The sequence below is a fragment of the Micromonospora sp. NPDC050795 genome (assembly GCF_044456785.1).
GTDB lineage: Bacteria > Actinomycetota > Actinomycetes > Mycobacteriales > Micromonosporaceae > Micromonospora.
Window position 1 is genome coordinate 25,733 of record NZ_JBITGE010000015.1, and the last position, 18,037, is coordinate 43,769.

An 18,037-nucleotide genomic window follows, 5' to 3' on the forward strand; every position below is an offset into this window, starting at 1 on the left:
GCTCAGCTGTCCCGGTCGGCGGGACGCGCGCCAGTGGCGTCGGCCCGGTCGGTGCGAACGGCGGACGGAGCGTCCGCCGGCTCGTCGTCGCTCGGCGCGAGGTCGTCGGCTGCCGCGTCACCGGACGGCTCGTCGTCATCCGGCCCGGAGTCGTCGTCGGCCGGCGGTACGACGCCGGTGTCCTGCCAGGCCGCGTACTGCTCCTCGCTCACCACCCGGTAGCCCTCCGGCGCGGCGGCCCGCGTGGGGGTCTCCCGCTCGGAGAGGTCGACCTGGGACAGGTCGGACGTCGGGGGCGGGGTCGTCGTGCCCGCCGGGCCGAGTGGGATCAGGTAGTCCCGAGGGCCACGCACCCGTACGAAGTAGATCAGGGCGCCGAGGAAGACCAGTGCGGCGGTCCAGACGTTGAGCCGGACGCCGAAGATCTGGTTGGCCTCGTCGGTGCGCATCAGCTCGATCCAGAACCGGCCGACGGTGTAACCCATCACGTAGAGCGCGAACGCCCGGCCCCGGCCCAGCTTGAACCGGCGGTCGAGGACGAGGACCAGAGCTGCGACGCCGAGGTTCCACAGCAACTCGTAGAGGAAGGTGGGCTGGTAGAGACCCGGTTCGAGGATCGGCTGCCCGGCGTCGTCGCGCAGCGCGTGCCCGGGGTTGTCCGGGTCCATCCGGTGGATCTCCAGACCCCACGGCAGTGTCGTCCGGCCACCGAAGAGCTCGTTGTTGAACCAGTTGCCGAGCCGGCCGACGGCCTGGGCCAGCGGCAGCCCGGGAGCCAGCGCGTCAGCCACCACGCCGAACGGAATGCCGAGTTGTCGGGCCGCGATCCAGGCACCGACCGCGCCACCGGCGACCGCGCCCCAGATGCCGAGACCGCCCTCCCAGATGGCGAACGCCTTCATCGGGTCGCCACCGGCCCCGAGGTACTTCTCGGGTGAGGTGATCACGTGGTAGATCCGGGCGCCGATGATGCCGGCGGGCACCGCCCAGACGGCGATGTCGAGCACCGCGCCGGGCGCGACGCCGCGCTGCCGCAGCCGGCGCTCCGTCACCCAGCAGGCCAGCACGATGCCGGCGATGATGCAGAGCGCGTAGGCCCGGATCGGCACCGGCCCGAGCTGCCAGACCGCGGTGCTGGGGCTGGGCAGGGCCGCCTGGGGGGAGAGCGAGGCGAGGGTCACGGGTGCACACGCTACCGCTGCACACCCCCGCAGCGGCACCCCGGGCCGCTGGAGGGCGCATCCCGGTGACTTCTGGTTTGCGCCACCGTAGGCTCTTTGTCCATGAGCGCGCTCACCTGGGCGGTCGCCGCGGTCGTCACCGACGACACCGGTCGGGTGCTGCTCTGCCAGCAGGGTCGGGGTGACCGCCGCCACGCGTTGCCCGGTGGGCGACTGCGCCCGGCCGAGAGCCCGGTGCGGGCGGCGCTACGGGACATTCGCGCGGAGACCGGCTGGGACATCGAGCTGACCGGCCTGGTCGGCATCTACCAGGTGAGCCGCCGTTCGGGCGAGGCCGCCGCCGGACGCGCCGGACCGCTGCCGGACGTCCTCGTGCACGTGTTCCGGGCCCGCGCGGCCGGGGTCCGACCCGCCACCGACCCACCGCCGGGCTGCCGACTGTCCTGGCACTCCCCCGACACGCTGCCCGAGGTGGTCACCCCGCTCACCAGAGCCGCCGTCACCGACGCGACCGCCGGCCGCTTCGGCGTACTCCGCGACATCGACTGTGCGCCCGGCACCGTCGCCACCGCGTCGCTGCCGGCGGCCCGCCCACCCGAGGACGGCCGGCCGACGGCCGACCAGGACGCGCGGTGCGCCGGGCCGGGTTGAGCCGGGCTGGGCGACGCGGGCTCAGCGGGTGGGGTTACGGACGCCCTCGGCGAGTTCGGCGCTGAGCGTGCGAAGGGCGGCCAGCCCGTCGGCCTCGGTGGGCGCGTCAAGCACACACCGGACCAGCGCGCTGCCCACGATCACCCCGTTGGCGTAACCAGCGACGGTGCCGGCCTGCGCGCCGGTACCCACACCCAGACCGACGCCGATCGGCAGGTCGGTGACCGCGCGGGCCCGGGAGACCAGCGTCGGGGCGGCGTCGGAGGTACGCGCCCGGGCGCCGGTCACCCCCATCACGGCGGTCGCGTAGACGAAGCCGCGGCAGTGCTGCACCGTCATCGCCAGCCGAGCGTCGGTGGACGACGGCGATACCAGGAACGTGCGGTCCAGCCCGTGCGCGTCCGAGGCGGCCAGCCACTCGTCGGCCTCGTCAGGGATGAGGTCCGGGGTGATCAGGCCGGTACCGCCGGCGGAGGCCAGGTCACGGGCGAAGACGTCCACGCCGTACCGCTCGACCGGGTTCCAGTAGGTCATGGTGACCACCGGGGCGCCGGTGGCCGCCACCGCCTCGATGATGCGCATCGTGTCCGCGGTGCGGACGCCACCGGCCAGCGCGATGTCGCTGGCCCGCTGGATCACGGGCCCGTCCATCACCGGGTCCGAGTAGGGGATCTCCACCTCGATCACGTCGACGCCGGCCTCGACCATGGCGGTCATCGCGGCGATGCTGCCCTCGACGGTGGGGAAACCGGCCGGCATGCAGCCGACCAGCAGTGCCCGTCCGTCGGCGCGGGCCTTGTCGAAGGCCACCCCGATCCGGCTCATCTCACCGCTCCTTGTCGAGGATGCCGAAGTAGTCGCCGGCGGTGTGCACGTCCTTGTCGCCCCGCCCGGAGAGGTTGACCACGATGGTGGGCTCCCGGCCCAGCTCCGCGGCGAGCGTCGGAGCCAACGCGACGGTGCCGGCGAGCGCGTGCGCGCTCTCGATCGCCGGGATGATGCCCTCGGTACGGCAGAGCAGCTCGAACGCGGCCATCGCCTCGTCGTCGGTGACCGGCAGGTAGTTCGCCCGGCCGGTGTCGTGCAGCCACGCGTGCTCGGGTCCGACGCCCGGGTAGTCCAGGCCGGCGGAGATCGAGTGCGACTCCAGGGTCTGCCCGTCGGCGTCCTGGAGCACGAAGGTGCGGGTGCCGTGCAGCACCCCGGCCGACCCGCCGGTGATGCTCGCCGCATGCCGGCCGGTGGCCACCCCGTCGCCACCGGCTTCGAAGCCGTACAGCCGAACGGCCTCGTCGCCCACGAACGCGTGGAAGATGCCCAGCGCGTTGGAGCCGCCGCCGACGCAGGCGGTGACGGCGTCCGGCAACCCGCCGGTGAGGTCCAGGCACTGCTGACGGGCCTCGTCTCCGATGCCCCGGACGAAGTCGCGCACCATTGCCGGGAATGGGTGCGGGCCCGCGGCGGTGCCGATCAGGTAGTGCGTCTCGTCGATGTTCGCCACGAAGTCGCGCATCGCCTCGTTCATCGCGTCCTTGAGGGTGCGCGAGCCGTTGGTGACCGGGACGACTGTCGCGCCGAGCATCCGCATCCGGGCCACGTTGAGCGCCTGCCGCTCGGTGTCGACCTCGCCCATGTAGACCACACACTCGAGGTCGAACAGGGCGGCGGCGGTCGCGGTGGCGACACCGTGCTGGCCGGCGCCGGTCTCCGCGATCACCCGGGTCTTGCCCATCCGCTTGGTGAGCAGCGCCTGGCCGAGCACGTTGCGCACCTTGTGCGCACCCGTGTGGTTGAGGTCCTCGCGCTTGAGCAGCACCCGCGCGCCGACCTTCGCGGAGAACCGCCGGGCCTCGTAGAGCAGCGACGGCGTGCCGGCGTAGTCGCGCAGCAGCGCGCCGAACTCGGCACGGAAGGACTCGTCCTCCATTGCCGTACGCCACGCCCCGTCGAGCTCGTCCAACGCGGCCACCAGGGCCTCGGGAACGAACCGACCGCCGAAGCGGCCGAAGTGGCCGGCGGAGTCGGGCTGCGGGCCGGCCACCGGGGCCAGCGCGTCGGCGCTCATCGGGAATCCTCTCGGTAGGACGTCAGCGCGGCGCGGGGTCAGCGCACCGGCCGGGGCGTTGCCGGGTGGTTGCCGGCGTTGACCAACTCGGCGACCGCCTCGCGGGGGCTCTTCTGGGTGACCAGGCCCTCGCCTACGAGGACCGCGTCGGCGCCCGCGGAGGCGTACCGGATCAGGTCGTGCGGGCCACGAACGCCGGATTCGGCGATCTTGACGACGCTGCTGGGCAGGCCGGGCGCGATCCGCTCGAACACCGACCGGTCGACCTCCAGGGTACGCAGGTCACGGGCGTTGACCCCGATCACCTGCGCGCCGGCCTCCAACGCGCGGTCGGCCTCTTCCTCGTCGTGCACCTCGACCAGAGCGGTCATGCCCAGCGACTCGATCCGCTCCAGCAGGCCCATCAGGACGTTTTGCTCGAGTGCGGCGACGATCAGCAGAACCAGGTCGGCGCCGTGCGCGCGGGCCTCGTGGATCTGATAGCTGGAGACCACGAAGTCCTTACGCAGCACCGGCACGGTGACCGCCGCACGGACGGCCGCCAGGTCGTCCAGCGAACCGCCGAACCAGCGCCCCTCGGTCAGCACGCTGATCGCCCGCGCCCCACCGGCCGCGTAGTCGACGGCGAGGTCGGCCGGATCGGCGATCTCGGCCAGCCGGCCCTTGGACGGCGACGAACGCTTCACCTCGGCGATCACGGCCACGCCGGGCTTGCGCAGCGCCGCGTACGCGTCCATGGGCGGCGGCGCCGCCGCTGCCAGTTCACGGATCCGCTCCAGCGGAACCTGCTCCTGGCGTCGGGCGACGTCTTCACGCACGCCGGCCAGAATCTCGTCGAGCACGCTTACGGACGCTGCCTGGCCGGCCTCGTCCCCCTCCGCGTGCGCATGCTCAGCAGTCACGAACGGACTCCCCTCTCCGGGCGTCATGGGCCGATGCTATGGGCAGCCGACCGACGCCGAATGCCGGGGGTATGGCGCTGCTCACGAAAAGGGCTGCGGCATAATGGCCGACTTGCCGTGAAGGGGTTGTCACGCAGCGCCACCTCCGGTATCGATCACCGTCACGCGGTATGGAGCCTGGCGGCTACGGTCAGACCGGGCCGATCCATCGATCATGCCACCAGTTCCCGCGCGGCGCGCGACAGCAACGACGCCCGTCGATGTTGTGAGCAAGCTCAAGGTCGGCCGGACGGTCCTGGTCACGGCCGAGGCGAGACAGTTGACCGGGCGGTCACCGCGGCGAAACGTCGGCGGGCGAGCATCGTCCTCAGGCAGACTCGATGGCGCGCCTGCCCGACCGTCGCAACTCCTCGCACGAGGTGATCATGAGCATTTCCGAGCCGCACCCGACCATCGGACTGACCACGATCTCGCGGACGGTGGCATCGCTCGCCGTCGGCGTGGTGCACACCGTGGAACGGGCCGTGGTGGGCGAGGGACGGATGCGGACAGCACGGGGCAACGCCTGGGAGGCGGTCTGCGCCGACCGGGCCCGCGCCGACCAGCGTGCCGAACTGAACCGCCTGGTCGAAGAGCTGACCACCGCCCGCGCCGCCAGCAGCCGCACCCGGTGGGAGCGCCAGCCGGTCGGCTGACAGCCCTCCGACCTGCGCGTCAGCCGCCCGTCGCGGCCACCGGGCCAGCCGAGCAGCGGTCCACCGCGCTCAGCCAGCCACCGCGCTCAGCGGGCGCGTCAGTCGGCCGTCGGGTCCTCGCCCCGGTCCAGCGCGTCCCACGCCTCGGTGGTCCGACGCCCCGCCAACGGCGTCGGCGGCCCGGTCGGGTCGCTCTGCGCCGACGCGTCCTGCGGCGCGCTCCGCGCTGGACGCTCGTACCGGGCGCCCATCGCCGGCCAGTCACCGCCGCGCACCGCCGTCCACCAGCCTCCGGCGGCGGCCAACAGGCCGCCGAGCAGGCACAGCGCCGGCGACTGCCGGCTCACAACGCCGCTCACGTCGGCCACCAGCCCGTACCCACCACCGGCCGCCACGGCCAGACCGAGGACGCCGAGCAGCACCCCGACCACCCGACGCAGGCGGCCCCGGGTGGCCAGCACCGCACCGCCCCCGGCCAGGGTCACCAGGGCCAACGCCGGCAGCCAGGGCAGCAGGCTCGCACCGGTGCGGGTGTCGCGCACCGGCGGCAGCGGCACCGGACGTACCGTCAGCTCGACCGACCAACCGCGCGTCGCGGCCCACAGCGCCAGGCCCGCGCCGGCCAGGCAGAGCAGCACGGCGTACGTCAACGCGCGCCGGCCGACGACGGACCGCTCCCCGCTCAACGGGCGGGCCGGAGGGTTTCGGCGGCGGCGATCGCGGCCAGCACGGCCGCCGCCTTGTTCCGCGTCTCCTGGTCCTCGGCGGTCGGGTCCGAGTCGGCGACCACCCCCGCCCCGGCCTGGACGTAGGCACGGCCGTCACGGATGAGCGCGGTCCGGATGGCGATCGCCATGTCCAGGTCGCCGCCGAAGCCGAAGTAGCCGACGGTGCCGCCGTAGAGGCCACGACGGACCGGCTCCAACTCCTCGATGATCTCCATGGCGCGCACCTTTGGCGCCCCGGAGAGCGTGCCGGCCGGGAAGGTCGCGGCCAACGCGTCGAAGGCGCTCTGGTCGTCACGCAGCGTGCCGGTGACGGTGGAGACGATGTGCATCACGTGGCTGTAACGCTCGATGGTGGCGAACTCGGGCACCTCCACGCTGCCGGGCTGACAGACCCGACCCAGGTCGTTGCGGCCGAGGTCGACCAGCATCACGTGCTCGGCGCGTTCCTTCGGGTCGGCGAGCAGCTCGGCGGCGAGGGCGGCGTCGGCGGCGGGGGTGCCGCCCCGCGGTCGGGTGCCGGCGATCGGGTGCAACAACGCCCGGCGTTGCCCGTCCGCGGCACCGGTGACCTTCAGGTGCGCCTCCGGGGACGAGCCAACGATGTCGAACCCGTCGAAGCGCAGCAGGTACATGTACGGGCTGGGGTTGCTGGTGCGCAGCACCCGGTAGACGTCCAGCGGGTCGGCGTGGGTCGTCCGCTCGAAGCGTTGGGAGAGCACGATCTGGAAGCACTCACCGGCCCTGATCGCCTCCTTGGCCGCGTCCACCGCCTTCGGGTAGCCGCCGTCGGGCGTACGGCAGAGCACCTCGCCGGCCGGCGGACGCTCGACCGTGGAGATCATCGGCGGGATGGGCCGGGACAGCGCCGTGGTCATCGCATCCAACCGGCCCACCGCGTGGTGGTAGGCGGCGGCGACCTGCGGGGCGCGGTCCGGTGCGTCCAACGGCGGCAGCACCGCGTTGGCGACCAGGATCGCGGAGCCGCCGTAGTGGTCGAGCACCACCAGGTCGGTGGCGAGCATCATGCCCAGCTCCGGGACGCCCAGGTCGTCCTCGGTCAGCTCGGGCAACCGCTCGAAGCGCCGGATCAGGTCGTAGCCGAGGTAGCCGACCATGCCCCCGGTCAGCGGCGGCAGACCGTCGGACGGGTCCCCGACCGGGCCGGCCAGCGCCGCCACCGTCTCCCGCAGCATCCGCACCGGGTCACCCTCGGTGCTCAGCCCGGCCGGTGGCTGGCCGAGCCAGGTCGCCACGCCGTCGCGCGCGATCAGGGTGGCGCTGCTGCGTACGCCGATGAACGAGTACCGCGACCAGGCCATGCCGGCCGAGCCGACACCCTGCTCGGCCGATTCCAACAGGAACGTGCCCGGTCCACCGGCCAACTTCCGGTAGACCCCGACCGGGGTCTCCGCGTCGGCCAGCAGCCGCCGGGTGACCGGCATCACCCGCCAGTCGACGGCCAGCTCGGTGAAGGTGGCCAGGTCGGGGCTGACGGTGCCGTCGGTCATGGCAGTGCCTCCGGAGTAGAGACGGGCAGCTCGGTGAAGAAGCAGGTCCGGTGGCCGGTGTGGCAGGCCGCGCCGACCTGGTCCACGCTCACCAGCAGCGCGTCCCCGTCGCAGTCTAGGGCGACCGACCGCACGTACTGGTGGTGCCCGGAGGTGGCGCCCTTGACCCAGTATTCGCGGCGGCTGCGCGACCAGTAGGTGGCCTGGCCGGTGGTGAGGGTGCGGTGCAACGCCTCGTCGTCCATCCAGGCGACCATCAGCACCTCACCGGAGTCGTGCGCGCGCACCACGGCGGCGACCAGACCGTCGGCGGTGCGGCGCAACTGGGCCGCGATGGCCGGGTCGAGCCGGGACGGGCGCGCCGTCGCGGGCGCGGCCAGCTCGTTCGGGTAGCTGGGAACGCCGGTCACCGGCGGATCAGGTACGGGCACAGTCACGAATTCTCCCGCACGCGGCGCGGGCACCACCGACCGCTCCCGGTCCGGCTGCGACGGGGGCCCCGAGAGCCAGGGCTGCGACGAGGGCCGAGGCTGCGACGAGGGACCGGACTGCGACAGAGGTGCGGACTGCGACGAGGGACCGGCGGGCCGGGCCAGCTGGGCGACGTAGCGGTCCAGCCGGCCGTCGACCAGGGCGGCGGCCAGGTCCGCGCCGGCCGTGTCGGCGATCTCCTCGGCGTACGGCCGGATCAACGGCAGCGTGCCGGCGACCAGCCGTACGGCGGCGGCCCAGAGCTGCCCGGTCGCGCCCGGGCGCAGCCCGAGGCAGAGCAGCATGTCCGTCCGGTAGCCGGGTGGTGCCACCGGCAGTTCCAGGGCCGCCGCGAAGGCCGCCCGGCGGGAGTGGACCCGCACGGACGGGTTGGCCGGTCGCAGCACCGAGGGGCAGAGCCGCGCCAGGTCGGCGACGGCGAGCCGGACCCCGAGACGGTCGCTGGCCGCGCGGGCGGCGGCGGCCTTACCCAGCGTGGCGATCATCTCTTCCAGTCGGGGCGGCTCGGCGGGCTGGCAGAGCACCGGCAGGTCGATCCGGGGCCGCCAGTGCGGGTCGGCCCAGAGCAGCCGTGCCGGCGCGGTGACCGGCAGCCCGAACGCCCAGTCCGCCGGTTCGCCCAGACGGTGCACCCAGGACCGGATGTCCCGGGCGGCCACCGAGACGTGAGTGACCTGGCCTGCGGACTCGTCCAGGTAGGCCCGGCGGGCCGCGTACGGGGCGCCGCCGACCAATACGTCGAGGTCGACGTCGCTGTGCGCGGTGGCGGCGCGGCGGGCGTGGCTGCCGCGCAGCAGGATGCCGACCACCGGCCGCTCGGCGGCCTGCCGCAACCGCGCGGCCCAATCCTCAAGAAAACCGCTATCCGGTAACGGAGCGTGACCCACCGCGCCATCGTGCCGTACGTCCGATCGACGCGCAATGCCCGTTGGCGGACTTCCTGTCCGGTCCGGAGCCTACTGCCCGTTCTCGCGTTCCGCGCGCGCTTGGGCCGGGCGTCGGCGTGGGCGTTGCGCCCGGCGCGGTATTTCATCTAGCGTTGAGTTCAACAGGTGATGAGTTTTCTGGAGGTGCGTGATGGACGATGCGATAGCCGTCCGAGACCTGGTCGTCGACCGGGGTGGGCGGCGGGTGCTGGACGGCATCAGCTGCCGGGTCCCGCGCGGCGCGGTCACCGGACTGCTCGGCCCCAGCGGCAGTGGCAAGACCACGTTCATGCGCGCGGTGGTCGGGGTGCAGCTGGTCGGTGGCGGGACGGTCACCGTGCTCGGTCAACCAGCGGGCACCCCCGCGCTGCGGCACCGGGTGGGCTACCTGACCCAGGCGCCCAGCGTCTACGCCGACCTGACCGTCCGGGAGAACGCCCGCTACTTCGCGGCCCTGTACGGGCGGGGACGCGCCGAGGCCGACCGGGCGATCAGCGACGTCGGGCTGGCCGAGGCCACCGGTCAACTGGTCGGCACCCTCTCCGGTGGTCAACGCAGCCGAGCATCGCTGGCGTGTGCCCTGGTCGGGGAGCCGGAGCTGGTCATCCTCGACGAGCCGACCGTCGGCCAGGACCCGGTGCTGCGGGCCGATCTGTGGGCCCGGTTCCACGCGATGGCGGCCGCCGGCACCACCCTGCTGGTGTCCAGCCACGTGATGGACGAGGCGGCACGCTGCGACCAACTGCTGCTGATCCGCCAGGGGCGGTTGATCGCAAACGACAGCCCCGCCGCGATCCGCTCCACCGCCGGTGTGGACGACCTCGACGAGGCGTTCCTGCGGCTCATCCGGGCCGGCGAGGCCGCCTCCACCAGCACCGACGCGACAGCCGCACGGGAGACAGCATGAACGCGCGAATTCTCGCCGCCACCACCGGGCGCATCCTCCGTCAGCTCCGGCACGACCGGCGGACCATCGCGCTGCTCGTGGTGGTGCCGGCAGTCCTGCTCACCCTGGTCTACTTCATGTACGCCGACCAACCGACCCCGCCCGGCCAACCCACCACCTTCGACCGGATCGCGCTGGTGATGCTCGGCATCTTCCCCTTCGTGATCATGTTTCTGGTGACCAGCATCGCCATGTTGCGGGAACGCACCTCGGGCACGCTGGAGCGGTTGCTCACCACGCCGCTGGGCAAGCTCGATCTGCTCTTCGGGTACGGCATCGCGTTCGGGCTGGCCGCCGCCGTGCAGGCCGCCGTCGCCGCCGCAGTGGCATATTGGATCTTCGATCTGCAGACCGCCGGCAGCATCGGGCTGGTACTCGGGATCGCCGTGCTCGACGCCGTGCTCGGCGTCGCCCTCGGGCTGCTGTGCAGTGCCTTCGCGCGCACCGAGTTCCAAGCAGTACAGTTCCTGCCAGTCGTGGTGGTCCCCCAACTGCTGCTCTGCGGGCTGTTCGTGGCCCGTGACCAGATGGCCGGCTGGCTCCAGGCGCTCAGCGACGCCTTCCCCCTGTCGTACGCCATCGAGGCGTTGCAGGAGGTCGGCGCCCACGCCGAACCGACCGGCCGGATGTGGCGCGACGTCGCCGTGGTTTTCGGCGCGGTGGTGCTGGCGCTGGTGCTCGCGGCGGCCACCCTGCGCCGACGCAGCGGCTGACCGCCAGCGCCGGGGGGCGGCGGCCGGCGGGGCAGCGGACCCCGGCGTGGCCGGGCCGGCACGACGGGCCGAGGCGGACGAACGAAGGGCGGCGATGACGCGGCGGACCGGCCGGCGACCCGGCAACCCGGGCACCCGGGAGGCGATCCTCGACGCGGCGCGGACGGCATTCGCCGAGCGTGGTTACGACGCCGCCTCGATCCGGGGCATCGCCGGTACGGCGCAGGTCGACCCGGCGCTCGTGCACCACTACTTCGGCAGCAAGGACCAGCTCTTCCTTGCCGCGATGAACTTTCCGGTCGACCCCGCTCAACTGGTGCCGAGGGTGCTCGCCGGCGACCGGGACGGCGTCGGTGAGCGGATGGTGCGCATCTTCCTCGGCGTCTGGGACTCCCCGGCCGGCAGTGCCGCACAGGCGCTGCTGCGCTCCGCGGTGAGCAACGAGTGGACGGCTCGACTGCTGCGCGAGTTCGTCACCACCCAGGTGCTGCGCCGGGTGCTGGAGAACCTCGACGTCGACCCGGTCGAGCTACCGCTGCGAGGTTCCCTGGTGGCCACCCAGATGATCGGCCTGGCCATGATGCGGCACGTGGTGCGCCTTGAGCCGGTCGCCTCGGCGGACCCGGAAACCCTGGTGGCCGCAGTCGGCCCCACGATCCAGCGCTACCTCACCGGCCCGCTGCCAACCTGACCCGACAACGCCCCGCTCACCCTCGAACGCCCCCGCGATCTTGCACTTTCTGTCCCGACCAAAGGGACACAACACACATAACGGCAACCAAAACTGCAAGATCGACGTGGGCCTGGGTGGGGCGCGGCGCGCGCGGGGTGGGGTGGGGTGGGCGGTTAGTGCGGGGGGCGGGCGTTGGCGGTTGGTTGCAGGGGTGGGAGCAGCTGTGGCAGGTCGGCTGGGTCGGTCACCGGGCCTGGGAAGGCCAGGCGGACCCGACGCCGGGCGCCGGGTCGGCCGAGGGCCACCACCAGCCCGTAGCGGTCGATCCGCACCACCCGGGGCGGCCCGTCCGGGGTCTGCTCGGTCAACCCGAGCTGCTGGCGCAGGTACTCCGTCACCTGGGCGCCGTGGCACTCGGCGAGGTCGGCGAGCAGCCGGGCCTCGACCGGGTGCACCGGGTCCGGCTCGGCCTCGGCGTACTCCACCGGGTCGATCCGGTGCACGACGCCGGCCCGCTCCCAGCGGACCTCGACCACCTCGAAGCGGAACAGCCGGAACCGGGTGCCCAGGTCGAGCAGGTCACCGGTCGGCTCGACCGCGGCGAACTCGACCGCCGCGTGGCGGGCCTCGTCGCCGCGCAGCTCGGCCGCCCAGCCGGACACCCAGGCACGACCCAGGCCAGGCGCACCGGCGGCGGGCGGCAGGTCGAGCACGTCGAGTACGACAGCGACGTCGCTGCCCCCGGCGGCCGGTTGCAGGGCGGCGGCCAGGTGGCTGGCCACCGGCACCAGCAGCAGCACCCGCCCGTCCGAGTCGGTGACGTGCCGGGCGTGGTGCGGCCCCGGCCGGTGGGCCAGGTGCACGAGGCCGGGCAGGCGGCCGGCGACGAGGGTACGGACGATCTCGGCGGAGTTGGGCCGCATGGGCGCGACCTCCTTCAAAGGTTAGGCTTACCTAACCCGGAGCCTAGAGCACCCACCCGCCCGCGTCCACCACACCGCCGCACCTCACCGGGTCTGCTCCAGCCAGGAGGCGTAGAGCAGGCCGTACACCGAGTCGGCGTCGCGAACCAGCTCGTCGTGCGGGCCGCGCTGCACCACCCGACCCCGGTCCACCACGATCACCTCGTCGGCGGCCTGCGCAGTGGAGAGCCGGTGCGCGATGGCCAGGGTGGTCCGACCCCGGGTGACCGCGTCCAGCGTCCGTTGCAACCGCACCTCGGTCGCCGGGTCCACCGCGCTGGTCGCCTCGTCGAGCACCAGCAGGTCCGGGTCGGCCACGTACGCGCGGGCCAACGCGACAAGCTGCCGCTCCCCGACGCTGAGCGCCTCGCCGCGCTCCCCGACCGGGGTGTCCAGGCCCGCCGGCAGACCCTCCAGCCAGTCCGACAGGCCCAGCTCGGTGAAGGCGGCGCTCAACTGTTCGTCGGTCAACTCCGGACGGGCGAACCGGACGTTGTCCCCCACCGTCGCGTCGAACAGGAACCCGTCCTGCGGCACCATCACGACGCGGGAGCGCAGCGAGCCGAACCGGACGTCGGTCAGCGGCACCCCGGACAGCAGCACCGCCCCGGCCGACGGGTCCATCAGCCGGGTCAGCAACTTGGCGAACGTGGTCTTGCCGCTACCGGTCTCACCGACCACCGCCACCCGGCTCTTCGCCGGGATCTCCAGATCGATGTCGTGCAGCACCGGCGGACCACCCGGATAGGCGAACCGCACACCGGCGAACCGGATGTCCAGCGGCCCGCCCGGCAGCTCCCGCCCCTGCTCCCCCGGGTCGGCCACGTCCGGCGCGACGTCCAGCACGTCCAGCACCCGACGCCACCCGGCGATCGCGTTCTGCGCCTCGTTGAGCACCTCGGTGGCGATCTGGACCGGCTGGATGAAGAGCGTCACCAGGAAGAGGAACGCCGTCAGCTGACCGATCGACAGCGTGCCGTCCACCCCCAGGAGCACGCCGAGCACCACCACGCCGGCCAGCGCCAACCCTGCCGCCAACTCCCCGACCGAGCTGCCCACGATGCTGATCCGGATCGCCCGCTGCTGGGCCAGCCGCTGGCTGTCGATCGCCTCGTCCAACCGCCGCTCGGTGCGCCCGGCGATCCCGTACGCCCGGATCACCGGCGCGCCCACCACGCTCTCGCCGATCGCGCCGAGCAACGTCCCGGTGCGTTGACGCACCGTCGCGTACGCGCCGCCGAGGCGACGTTGCAACTGCCGGATGACGAACACCGCCGGCAGGAACGCGGCCAGCACCACAAGTGTCAACTGCCAGGAGTACGCCAGCATGACGGCTGTGGTGACCACCAGCTGACCGAGGTTGACCAGCAGGATCACCCCGCCCCACTGGAGGAACTGGGTGATCTGGTCCACGTCGCTGGTGACCCGCGAGACCAGCGAACCGCGTCGCTCCGACTGCTGGTGCAGCATCGACAGGTCGTGCACGTGGCGGAACGCGCGCGTCCGGACGTTGGCCAGCGCGGTCTCGCTGACAGTGAACAGCCGGCGCATCATCAGGTAGCCGCAGATCGTGGTGACCGTCAGGATCGCCGCGGTGATCGCCACCACCGTCCACACCACGTTCAGATTCAGACCACCGACCAGGCCCCGGTCGATGCCCTGCTGCACGGCGACCGGCACGGCGACCCGACCCACCATGTAGACCAACGCCAGGGCCAACGTGCCGGCCAGACCGATCCGTAGCTCCGGGGAGAGCGCCAGGCCCCGACGCAGCGTCTGCCAGGTCGTCTCGGCCCTCTCATCCCGCTCTTCGGTCTTGACGCTCACCGGTCCACCTCGATCTCCAGGCCCGACGGCAGCGGTGCCACGTCGTCGCCGTAGGAACTTTCCTGTGCCCGCTCCACCTCGGCCTGCTCGTAGGCGGTGACCAGGTCGACGTAGCCGGGCACGGTGGCCAACAACTCGCTGTGGGTGCCCCGGGCGACCACCCGTCCCTGCTCCACGTAGATGACCTCGTCGGCGAGCGCGATGGTGGCCCGGCGGTACGCCACCACCAGGATCGACGCGGCGGGAACGCCCGGCTGCGTGGTCGAGGACCGCAGCCCCGCCAGGATGGCCGCCTCCACCCGAGGGTCGACAGCGCTCGTCGCGTCGTCGAGCACCAGCAGGCGCGGTCGACCGGCCAGCGCGCGGGCCAGGGTGAGCCGCTGCCGCTGACCGCCGGAGAGCGAGGTGCCCCGCTCGCCGACCATGGTGTCCAGACCGTCGGGCAGCGCGGCGACGAAACCGTCCGCCTCGGCCAGCCGCAGCGCCGCCCAGACCACCTCGTCGTCGGCACCGGGACGGTCGAGGGCGATGTTGGCGCGGACCGTGTCGTCGAAGATGAAGGGCACCTGGGCGACCAGGGCCACCGTGCCGGCCAACGACACGGAGGTCAGCTCGCGCACGTCCACGCCGTCCAGGCTGACGGTGCCGGAGTCCGGGTCGACGAGACGCACCGCCAGCGAGGCGATGGTGGACTTGCCGGCACCGGTGGGCCCCACCAGGGCCACCGTCCGACCGGACGGCACCGTGAAGCCGACCTCGCCGAGGACCTGCGCGCCGGGCGGGTGCGCTTCGGCCGGCGGGTAGGAGTAGTGCACGTCGGTGAAGGTGAGGGTGGCCGGGCCCGCGCCGTCCGGGTCGAGCACCCGCTGCCCGTACGGCATCTCGCCGGTGGCGTCGAGCACCCGGCGCACCCGGTCCCAGCCGGCGACGCTGCGCGGCAGCTCGGCCAGCACCCAACCGATGGCCCGCACCGGGAAGGCCAGCACGGTGAAGAGGAAGGCCACGCTGACCAGCTCGGTCACGCTGATCGCGCCCTGGCGCAACCGGAACGCCCCGACCACCAGCACGGCCAGGGTGCCGAGGCTGGGCAGCGTCTCCAGCAGCGGGTCGAAGATGCCGCGCAGCCGGCCGACCGCGATCAGCGAATCGCGCAGCTCGCCGGCGCGGCCCGCGAACCGGGCGGTCTCCTGGGCCTCGCGGCCCATCGTCTTGACCACCAGGGCACCGTCGAAGCTCTCGTGGGCGATGCCGCTGACCTCGGCGCGCAGGCGCTGCGCCCGGGCCTGCCGGGGGGCCATCCGGCGGGAGTAGACGACGTTGAGCGCGAACAGGGCGGGGAAGACCGCGAGCCCGACCAGGGCGAGCGCCCAGTCCGTGGCGAAGAGCGAGACGGTCGCGCCGACCAGCATCACCAACGTGCCGACGGCGAACGGCAGCGGCGCGATCGGGTACCAGGCCGCCTCCACGTCCGAGTTGGCGTTGGACAGCAGGGTGCCGGTGGAGTTGCGGTGGTGCCAGGACAGCGGCAGCTCCAGGTACCGACGGGTCACCCTGCGGCGGTAGGAGGCCTGGAGGCGGTACTGCATGTAGCCGGCGCCGAGCCGGCGGCCGAAGATGCCCGCCACCCGCAGCACGCTGATCCCGAACAACGCGGCCGCGGCCAGCGCCAGGGTGCCGGCACCCACCTCGCCGCGTTCGATGGCCGGAAGCGCCACCTCACCGATGACCGACCCGACGACCCGGGCGCTGACAATGATCATCCCGCCGAAGAGCACGCTGCCGACGACCGCCACCGAAAAGATCCGCGGCTGCTCACGGATCGCCTGCCGCAGGACGCCCAGCCCTCGACTGAGAACGTCCCGACTTGTCTTGCTCGCCACGCTCTCCCCCGCCGTAAGCCGCAATTATCTCCCTCATCCTTACTGCTTGGGGCCAGTGCCGCCGACCCTGACTGCATATGTCGACCATCACGTACCGGGCGGCGGCGTGCCGAAGGTGCCGACCGGCGTCCGCCGCCGCGCGCCGACGGACCACCGGGCCTACGATCGGGCCATGTCGCGGTACGCCCGAGCCGAGCGCGAGGCGCTGGCCGATCTTCTCCTGGCCCTCGGGCCGGGCGCCCCTACTGTCAACGAGGGCTGGGCGACCCGCGACCTCGCCGCGCATCTGGTGCTGCGGGAGCGCCGTCCGGACGCGGCGGGTGGTATCGTGCTGCCCCCGCTGCGCGGCTATTCCGAGCGGGTCCGTCGGCGGCTCGCCGCACGGCCCTACCCCGAGCTGGTGGCACAGGTGCGCCGACCACCGCTGTGGAGCCCGGTCAGCAACCCGCTGACCGACGAGGTGGCCAACACGATGGAGTTCTTCATCCATCACGAGGACGTCCGGCGGGCCGGCTCCGGGTGGCAGCCGCGCGATCTGTCCACCGGCCTGCAGGGCGCCCTCTGGAAACGCGCGGCCCCGATGGCCCGGCTGGCACTGCGGCGTTTCCCGGCGGACCTCTACGTGCAGGCGCCCGGCCACGGTGAGGTCTCCCTCGGGCGCGGTGGTGAGCCACTGCGCCTGGTCGGTCACCCGGCCGAGCTGGTGCTGTTCTTCTCCGGCCGGCAACGGGTGGCCCGGGTCCAGCTGAACGGCTCGGCGGAGGCGGCTCGGCGGCTGCGGGCCGCCGACCTGGGAATGTAACTGGCTGTACGTAAACGGTCACCAAACGGCTGTGGAATTTCCCACACCCAGCGAAACATGCAGATACCTCCTCCCGTACGCTTCACCGCGCCGCTCCGCGCCGGGCGGCACGGAGTGGGGGCTCACTGTGCGGGACTTCGCGATCTCGGCGCTGCGGGAGCCCCCGTTTCCCACGGGACGCCACGGGGCCACCGACCAGGTAGCGGCCGAGAGCATCGACTGGGCACGCACGTTCGGGCTGGTCGATTCCAGCCAACGGGTGCATCGCCTGGAACGGGCCGACGCCGCCGGGCTGGCCGGCCGCGCCTGCCTGGACGGCTCGGTGGAGGGCCTGCGGCTGCTCACGGACCTGATCAGCTGGCTCTTCGTCATGGACGACGCCTGCGACGAGGACGGCCTCGGCGCCGACCCGGTCCGACTGGGCCCGGCGATCAGCACACTGCTCGACGTGCTGGACCGGTGCGGTGACCCGTACGTCGCACCGCCCGCCGTCGGGCCACTGGGTGACGCACTGCACGACCTCTGCCGCCGGACCCGACTGCACGATCACGCCGGGCTGCTGCTGCGGTTCGTCAGCCAGATGCGCGAGTACCTGTTGGCGCTGCTCTGGGAGGCGGGCAACCGGGAGCGTCGGCGCGTACCCGAGGTGGCGGAGTACGTGCAGCTACGCCGGCACATCGGGGGCGTGTATCCCTGCCTCACCCTGACCGACCTGGCGTCGACCCGGCCCACCGGGCCGACCCAGCGCGCCAACCCCGGGCTGGTTGCCCTGGACCTGCTGGCGGTGGACCTGGTCTGCTGGTGCAACGACCTCTTCTCCTACGGCAAGGAGAGCCAGGCCGACCCGGACGCGCACAACCTCGTCACGGTGCTCGCCCAGGGCAGCGACGCGGACGAGGTGACGGCGCTCCGGAGTGCGGCAGACCGGTTCAACCAGGGTTTGGCGACGTACCTGGACGCGGAGGAAGCGCTCCGGACCGCCGACGACGACGGGATCCGCGACGCCCTGGCCGCTCGGCGCAACTGGGTCCGAGCCACCTACGACTGGTCAGTGGTGGCTGCCCGGTACGCCTGATCGGCCGTACC

At 72.8% G+C, this 18,037-nt stretch carries 17 protein-coding genes and 1 pseudogene; 7 read left to right on the forward strand and 11 right to left on the reverse strand.

Annotation, left to right across the window (positions count from 1 at the left end; translation table 11 throughout):
- Nucleotides 1-2: 2 nt before the first annotated feature.
- Nucleotides 3-1,181 carry a prolipoprotein diacylglyceryl transferase gene (lgt, locus tag ACIBEF_RS15395; protein WP_396793959.1) on the reverse strand — a complete coding sequence of 393 codons (1,179 nt, stop codon included), beginning with the start codon at nucleotides 1,179-1,181 and terminating at the stop codon, nucleotides 3-5.
- Between the two features lie 102 nt (nucleotides 1,182-1,283).
- Between lgt and ACIBEF_RS15400 the strand changes: the two genes are divergently transcribed.
- Nucleotides 1,284-1,832 (forward strand): NUDIX hydrolase, encoded by a 549-nt coding sequence (locus tag ACIBEF_RS15400; protein WP_396793960.1) that lies wholly within the window; start codon nucleotides 1,284-1,286, stop codon nucleotides 1,830-1,832.
- 21 nt (nucleotides 1,833-1,853) lie between these two features.
- On the opposite strand, the gene trpA is transcribed toward ACIBEF_RS15400, so the two are convergent.
- Genes trpA through trpC form a run of 3 tightly spaced genes read right to left on the reverse strand, consistent with a single transcriptional unit; the run spans nucleotide 1,854 to nucleotide 4,739 of the window.
- Nucleotides 1,854-2,657 (reverse strand): tryptophan synthase subunit alpha, encoded by an 804-nt coding sequence (trpA, locus tag ACIBEF_RS15405; protein ID WP_396793962.1) that lies wholly within the window; start codon nucleotides 2,655-2,657, stop codon nucleotides 1,854-1,856.
- Between the two features lies 1 nt (nucleotide 2,658).
- Nucleotides 2,659-3,897: a tryptophan synthase subunit beta gene (trpB, locus tag ACIBEF_RS15410; protein ID WP_396793963.1), complete on the reverse strand. Its 1,239-nt coding sequence runs from the start codon at nucleotides 3,895-3,897 to the stop codon at nucleotides 2,659-2,661.
- Nucleotides 3,898-3,935: 38 nt separating this feature from the next.
- Nucleotides 3,936-4,739: an indole-3-glycerol phosphate synthase TrpC gene (gene trpC / locus ACIBEF_RS15415; protein ID WP_030334428.1), complete on the reverse strand. Its 804-nt coding sequence runs from the start codon at nucleotides 4,737-4,739 to the stop codon at nucleotides 3,936-3,938.
- A gap of 485 nt (nucleotides 4,740-5,224) precedes the next feature.
- Here trpC and ACIBEF_RS15420 point away from each other — a divergent pair, with 485 nt between their 5' ends.
- On the forward strand, nucleotides 5,225-5,494 hold the full coding sequence (locus ACIBEF_RS15420) for a hypothetical protein (RefSeq protein WP_396794044.1): 270 nt from the start codon (nucleotides 5,225-5,227) through the stop codon (nucleotides 5,492-5,494).
- 98 nt (nucleotides 5,495-5,592) lie between these two features.
- Here ACIBEF_RS15420 and ACIBEF_RS15425 read toward each other — a convergent pair whose 3' ends face one another.
- The 4 genes and pseudogenes from ACIBEF_RS15425 to ACIBEF_RS15440 all read right to left on the reverse strand — a co-directional run.
- Nucleotides 5,593-6,180 (reverse strand): Trp biosynthesis-associated membrane protein, encoded by a 588-nt coding sequence (locus ACIBEF_RS15425; protein WP_396793965.1) that lies wholly within the window; start codon nucleotides 6,178-6,180, stop codon nucleotides 5,593-5,595.
- Nucleotides 6,177-7,730 carry an anthranilate synthase component I gene (locus tag ACIBEF_RS15430; protein ID WP_396793967.1) on the reverse strand — a complete coding sequence of 518 codons (1,554 nt, stop codon included), beginning with the start codon at nucleotides 7,728-7,730 and terminating at the stop codon, nucleotides 6,177-6,179. The genes ACIBEF_RS15425 and ACIBEF_RS15430 overlap by 4 nt, the downstream gene beginning before the upstream one ends.
- Entirely contained in the window at nucleotides 7,727-8,161 is a 435-nt protein-coding gene (gene hisI / locus ACIBEF_RS15435) for a phosphoribosyl-AMP cyclohydrolase (RefSeq protein ID WP_396794045.1), read from the reverse strand. Before hisI ends, ACIBEF_RS15430 begins: the two co-directional genes overlap by 4 nt.
- Nucleotides 8,162-8,422: 261 nt before the next feature.
- Nucleotides 8,423-8,707: pseudogene (locus tag ACIBEF_RS15440) on the reverse strand (phosphoribosyl-AMP cyclohydrolase); the annotation flags it as partial.
- 592 nt (nucleotides 8,708-9,299) lie between these two features.
- On the opposite strand from ACIBEF_RS15440, the gene ACIBEF_RS15445 reads away from it, so the two are divergent.
- From ACIBEF_RS15445 to ACIBEF_RS15455, 3 genes are all read left to right on the forward strand, one after another.
- Nucleotides 9,300-10,055, forward strand: a complete 756-nt coding sequence (locus tag ACIBEF_RS15445) for an ABC transporter ATP-binding protein (RefSeq protein ID WP_396793969.1) — start codon at nucleotides 9,300-9,302, stop codon at nucleotides 10,053-10,055.
- Nucleotides 10,052-10,807 (forward strand): ABC transporter permease, encoded by a 756-nt coding sequence (locus tag ACIBEF_RS15450; protein WP_396793970.1) that lies wholly within the window; start codon nucleotides 10,052-10,054, stop codon nucleotides 10,805-10,807. The genes ACIBEF_RS15445 and ACIBEF_RS15450 overlap by 4 nt, the downstream gene beginning before the upstream one ends.
- Nucleotides 10,808-10,901: 94 nt before the next feature.
- Nucleotides 10,902-11,498 carry a TetR family transcriptional regulator gene (locus ACIBEF_RS15455; protein WP_396793971.1) on the forward strand — a complete coding sequence of 199 codons (597 nt, stop codon included), beginning with the start codon at nucleotides 10,902-10,904 and terminating at the stop codon, nucleotides 11,496-11,498.
- A gap of 155 nt (nucleotides 11,499-11,653) precedes the next feature.
- Here ACIBEF_RS15455 and ACIBEF_RS15460 read toward each other — a convergent pair whose 3' ends face one another.
- The 3 genes from ACIBEF_RS15460 to ACIBEF_RS15470 form a co-directional block, all read right to left on the reverse strand.
- The gene (locus tag ACIBEF_RS15460; protein WP_396793973.1) at nucleotides 11,654-12,403 is read right to left on the reverse strand and encodes a DUF2470 domain-containing protein; all 750 of its coding nucleotides are present in this window, start codon (nucleotides 12,401-12,403) and stop codon (nucleotides 11,654-11,656) included.
- An 84-nt stretch (nucleotides 12,404-12,487) separates the two neighbouring features.
- Nucleotides 12,488-14,269 carry an ABC transporter ATP-binding protein gene (locus ACIBEF_RS15465; RefSeq protein ID WP_396793974.1) on the reverse strand — a complete coding sequence of 594 codons (1,782 nt, stop codon included), beginning with the start codon at nucleotides 14,267-14,269 and terminating at the stop codon, nucleotides 12,488-12,490.
- Nucleotides 14,266-16,149, reverse strand: a complete 1,884-nt coding sequence (locus tag ACIBEF_RS15470; RefSeq protein WP_396793975.1) for an ABC transporter ATP-binding protein — start codon at nucleotides 16,147-16,149, stop codon at nucleotides 14,266-14,268. The genes ACIBEF_RS15465 and ACIBEF_RS15470 overlap by 4 nt, the downstream gene beginning before the upstream one ends.
- A gap of 172 nt (nucleotides 16,150-16,321) precedes the next feature.
- Here ACIBEF_RS15470 and ACIBEF_RS15475 point away from each other — a divergent pair, with 172 nt between their 5' ends.
- A complete protein-coding gene (locus ACIBEF_RS15475) occupies nucleotides 16,322-16,951 on the forward strand; it encodes a TIGR03085 family metal-binding protein (protein ID WP_396793976.1) in 630 nt (209 codons plus the stop codon).
- 127 nt (nucleotides 16,952-17,078) lie between these two features.
- Entirely contained in the window at nucleotides 17,079-18,026 is a 948-nt protein-coding gene (locus ACIBEF_RS15480) for a terpene synthase (RefSeq protein ID WP_396793977.1), read from the forward strand.
- Nucleotides 18,027-18,037: the final 11 nt, after the last annotated feature.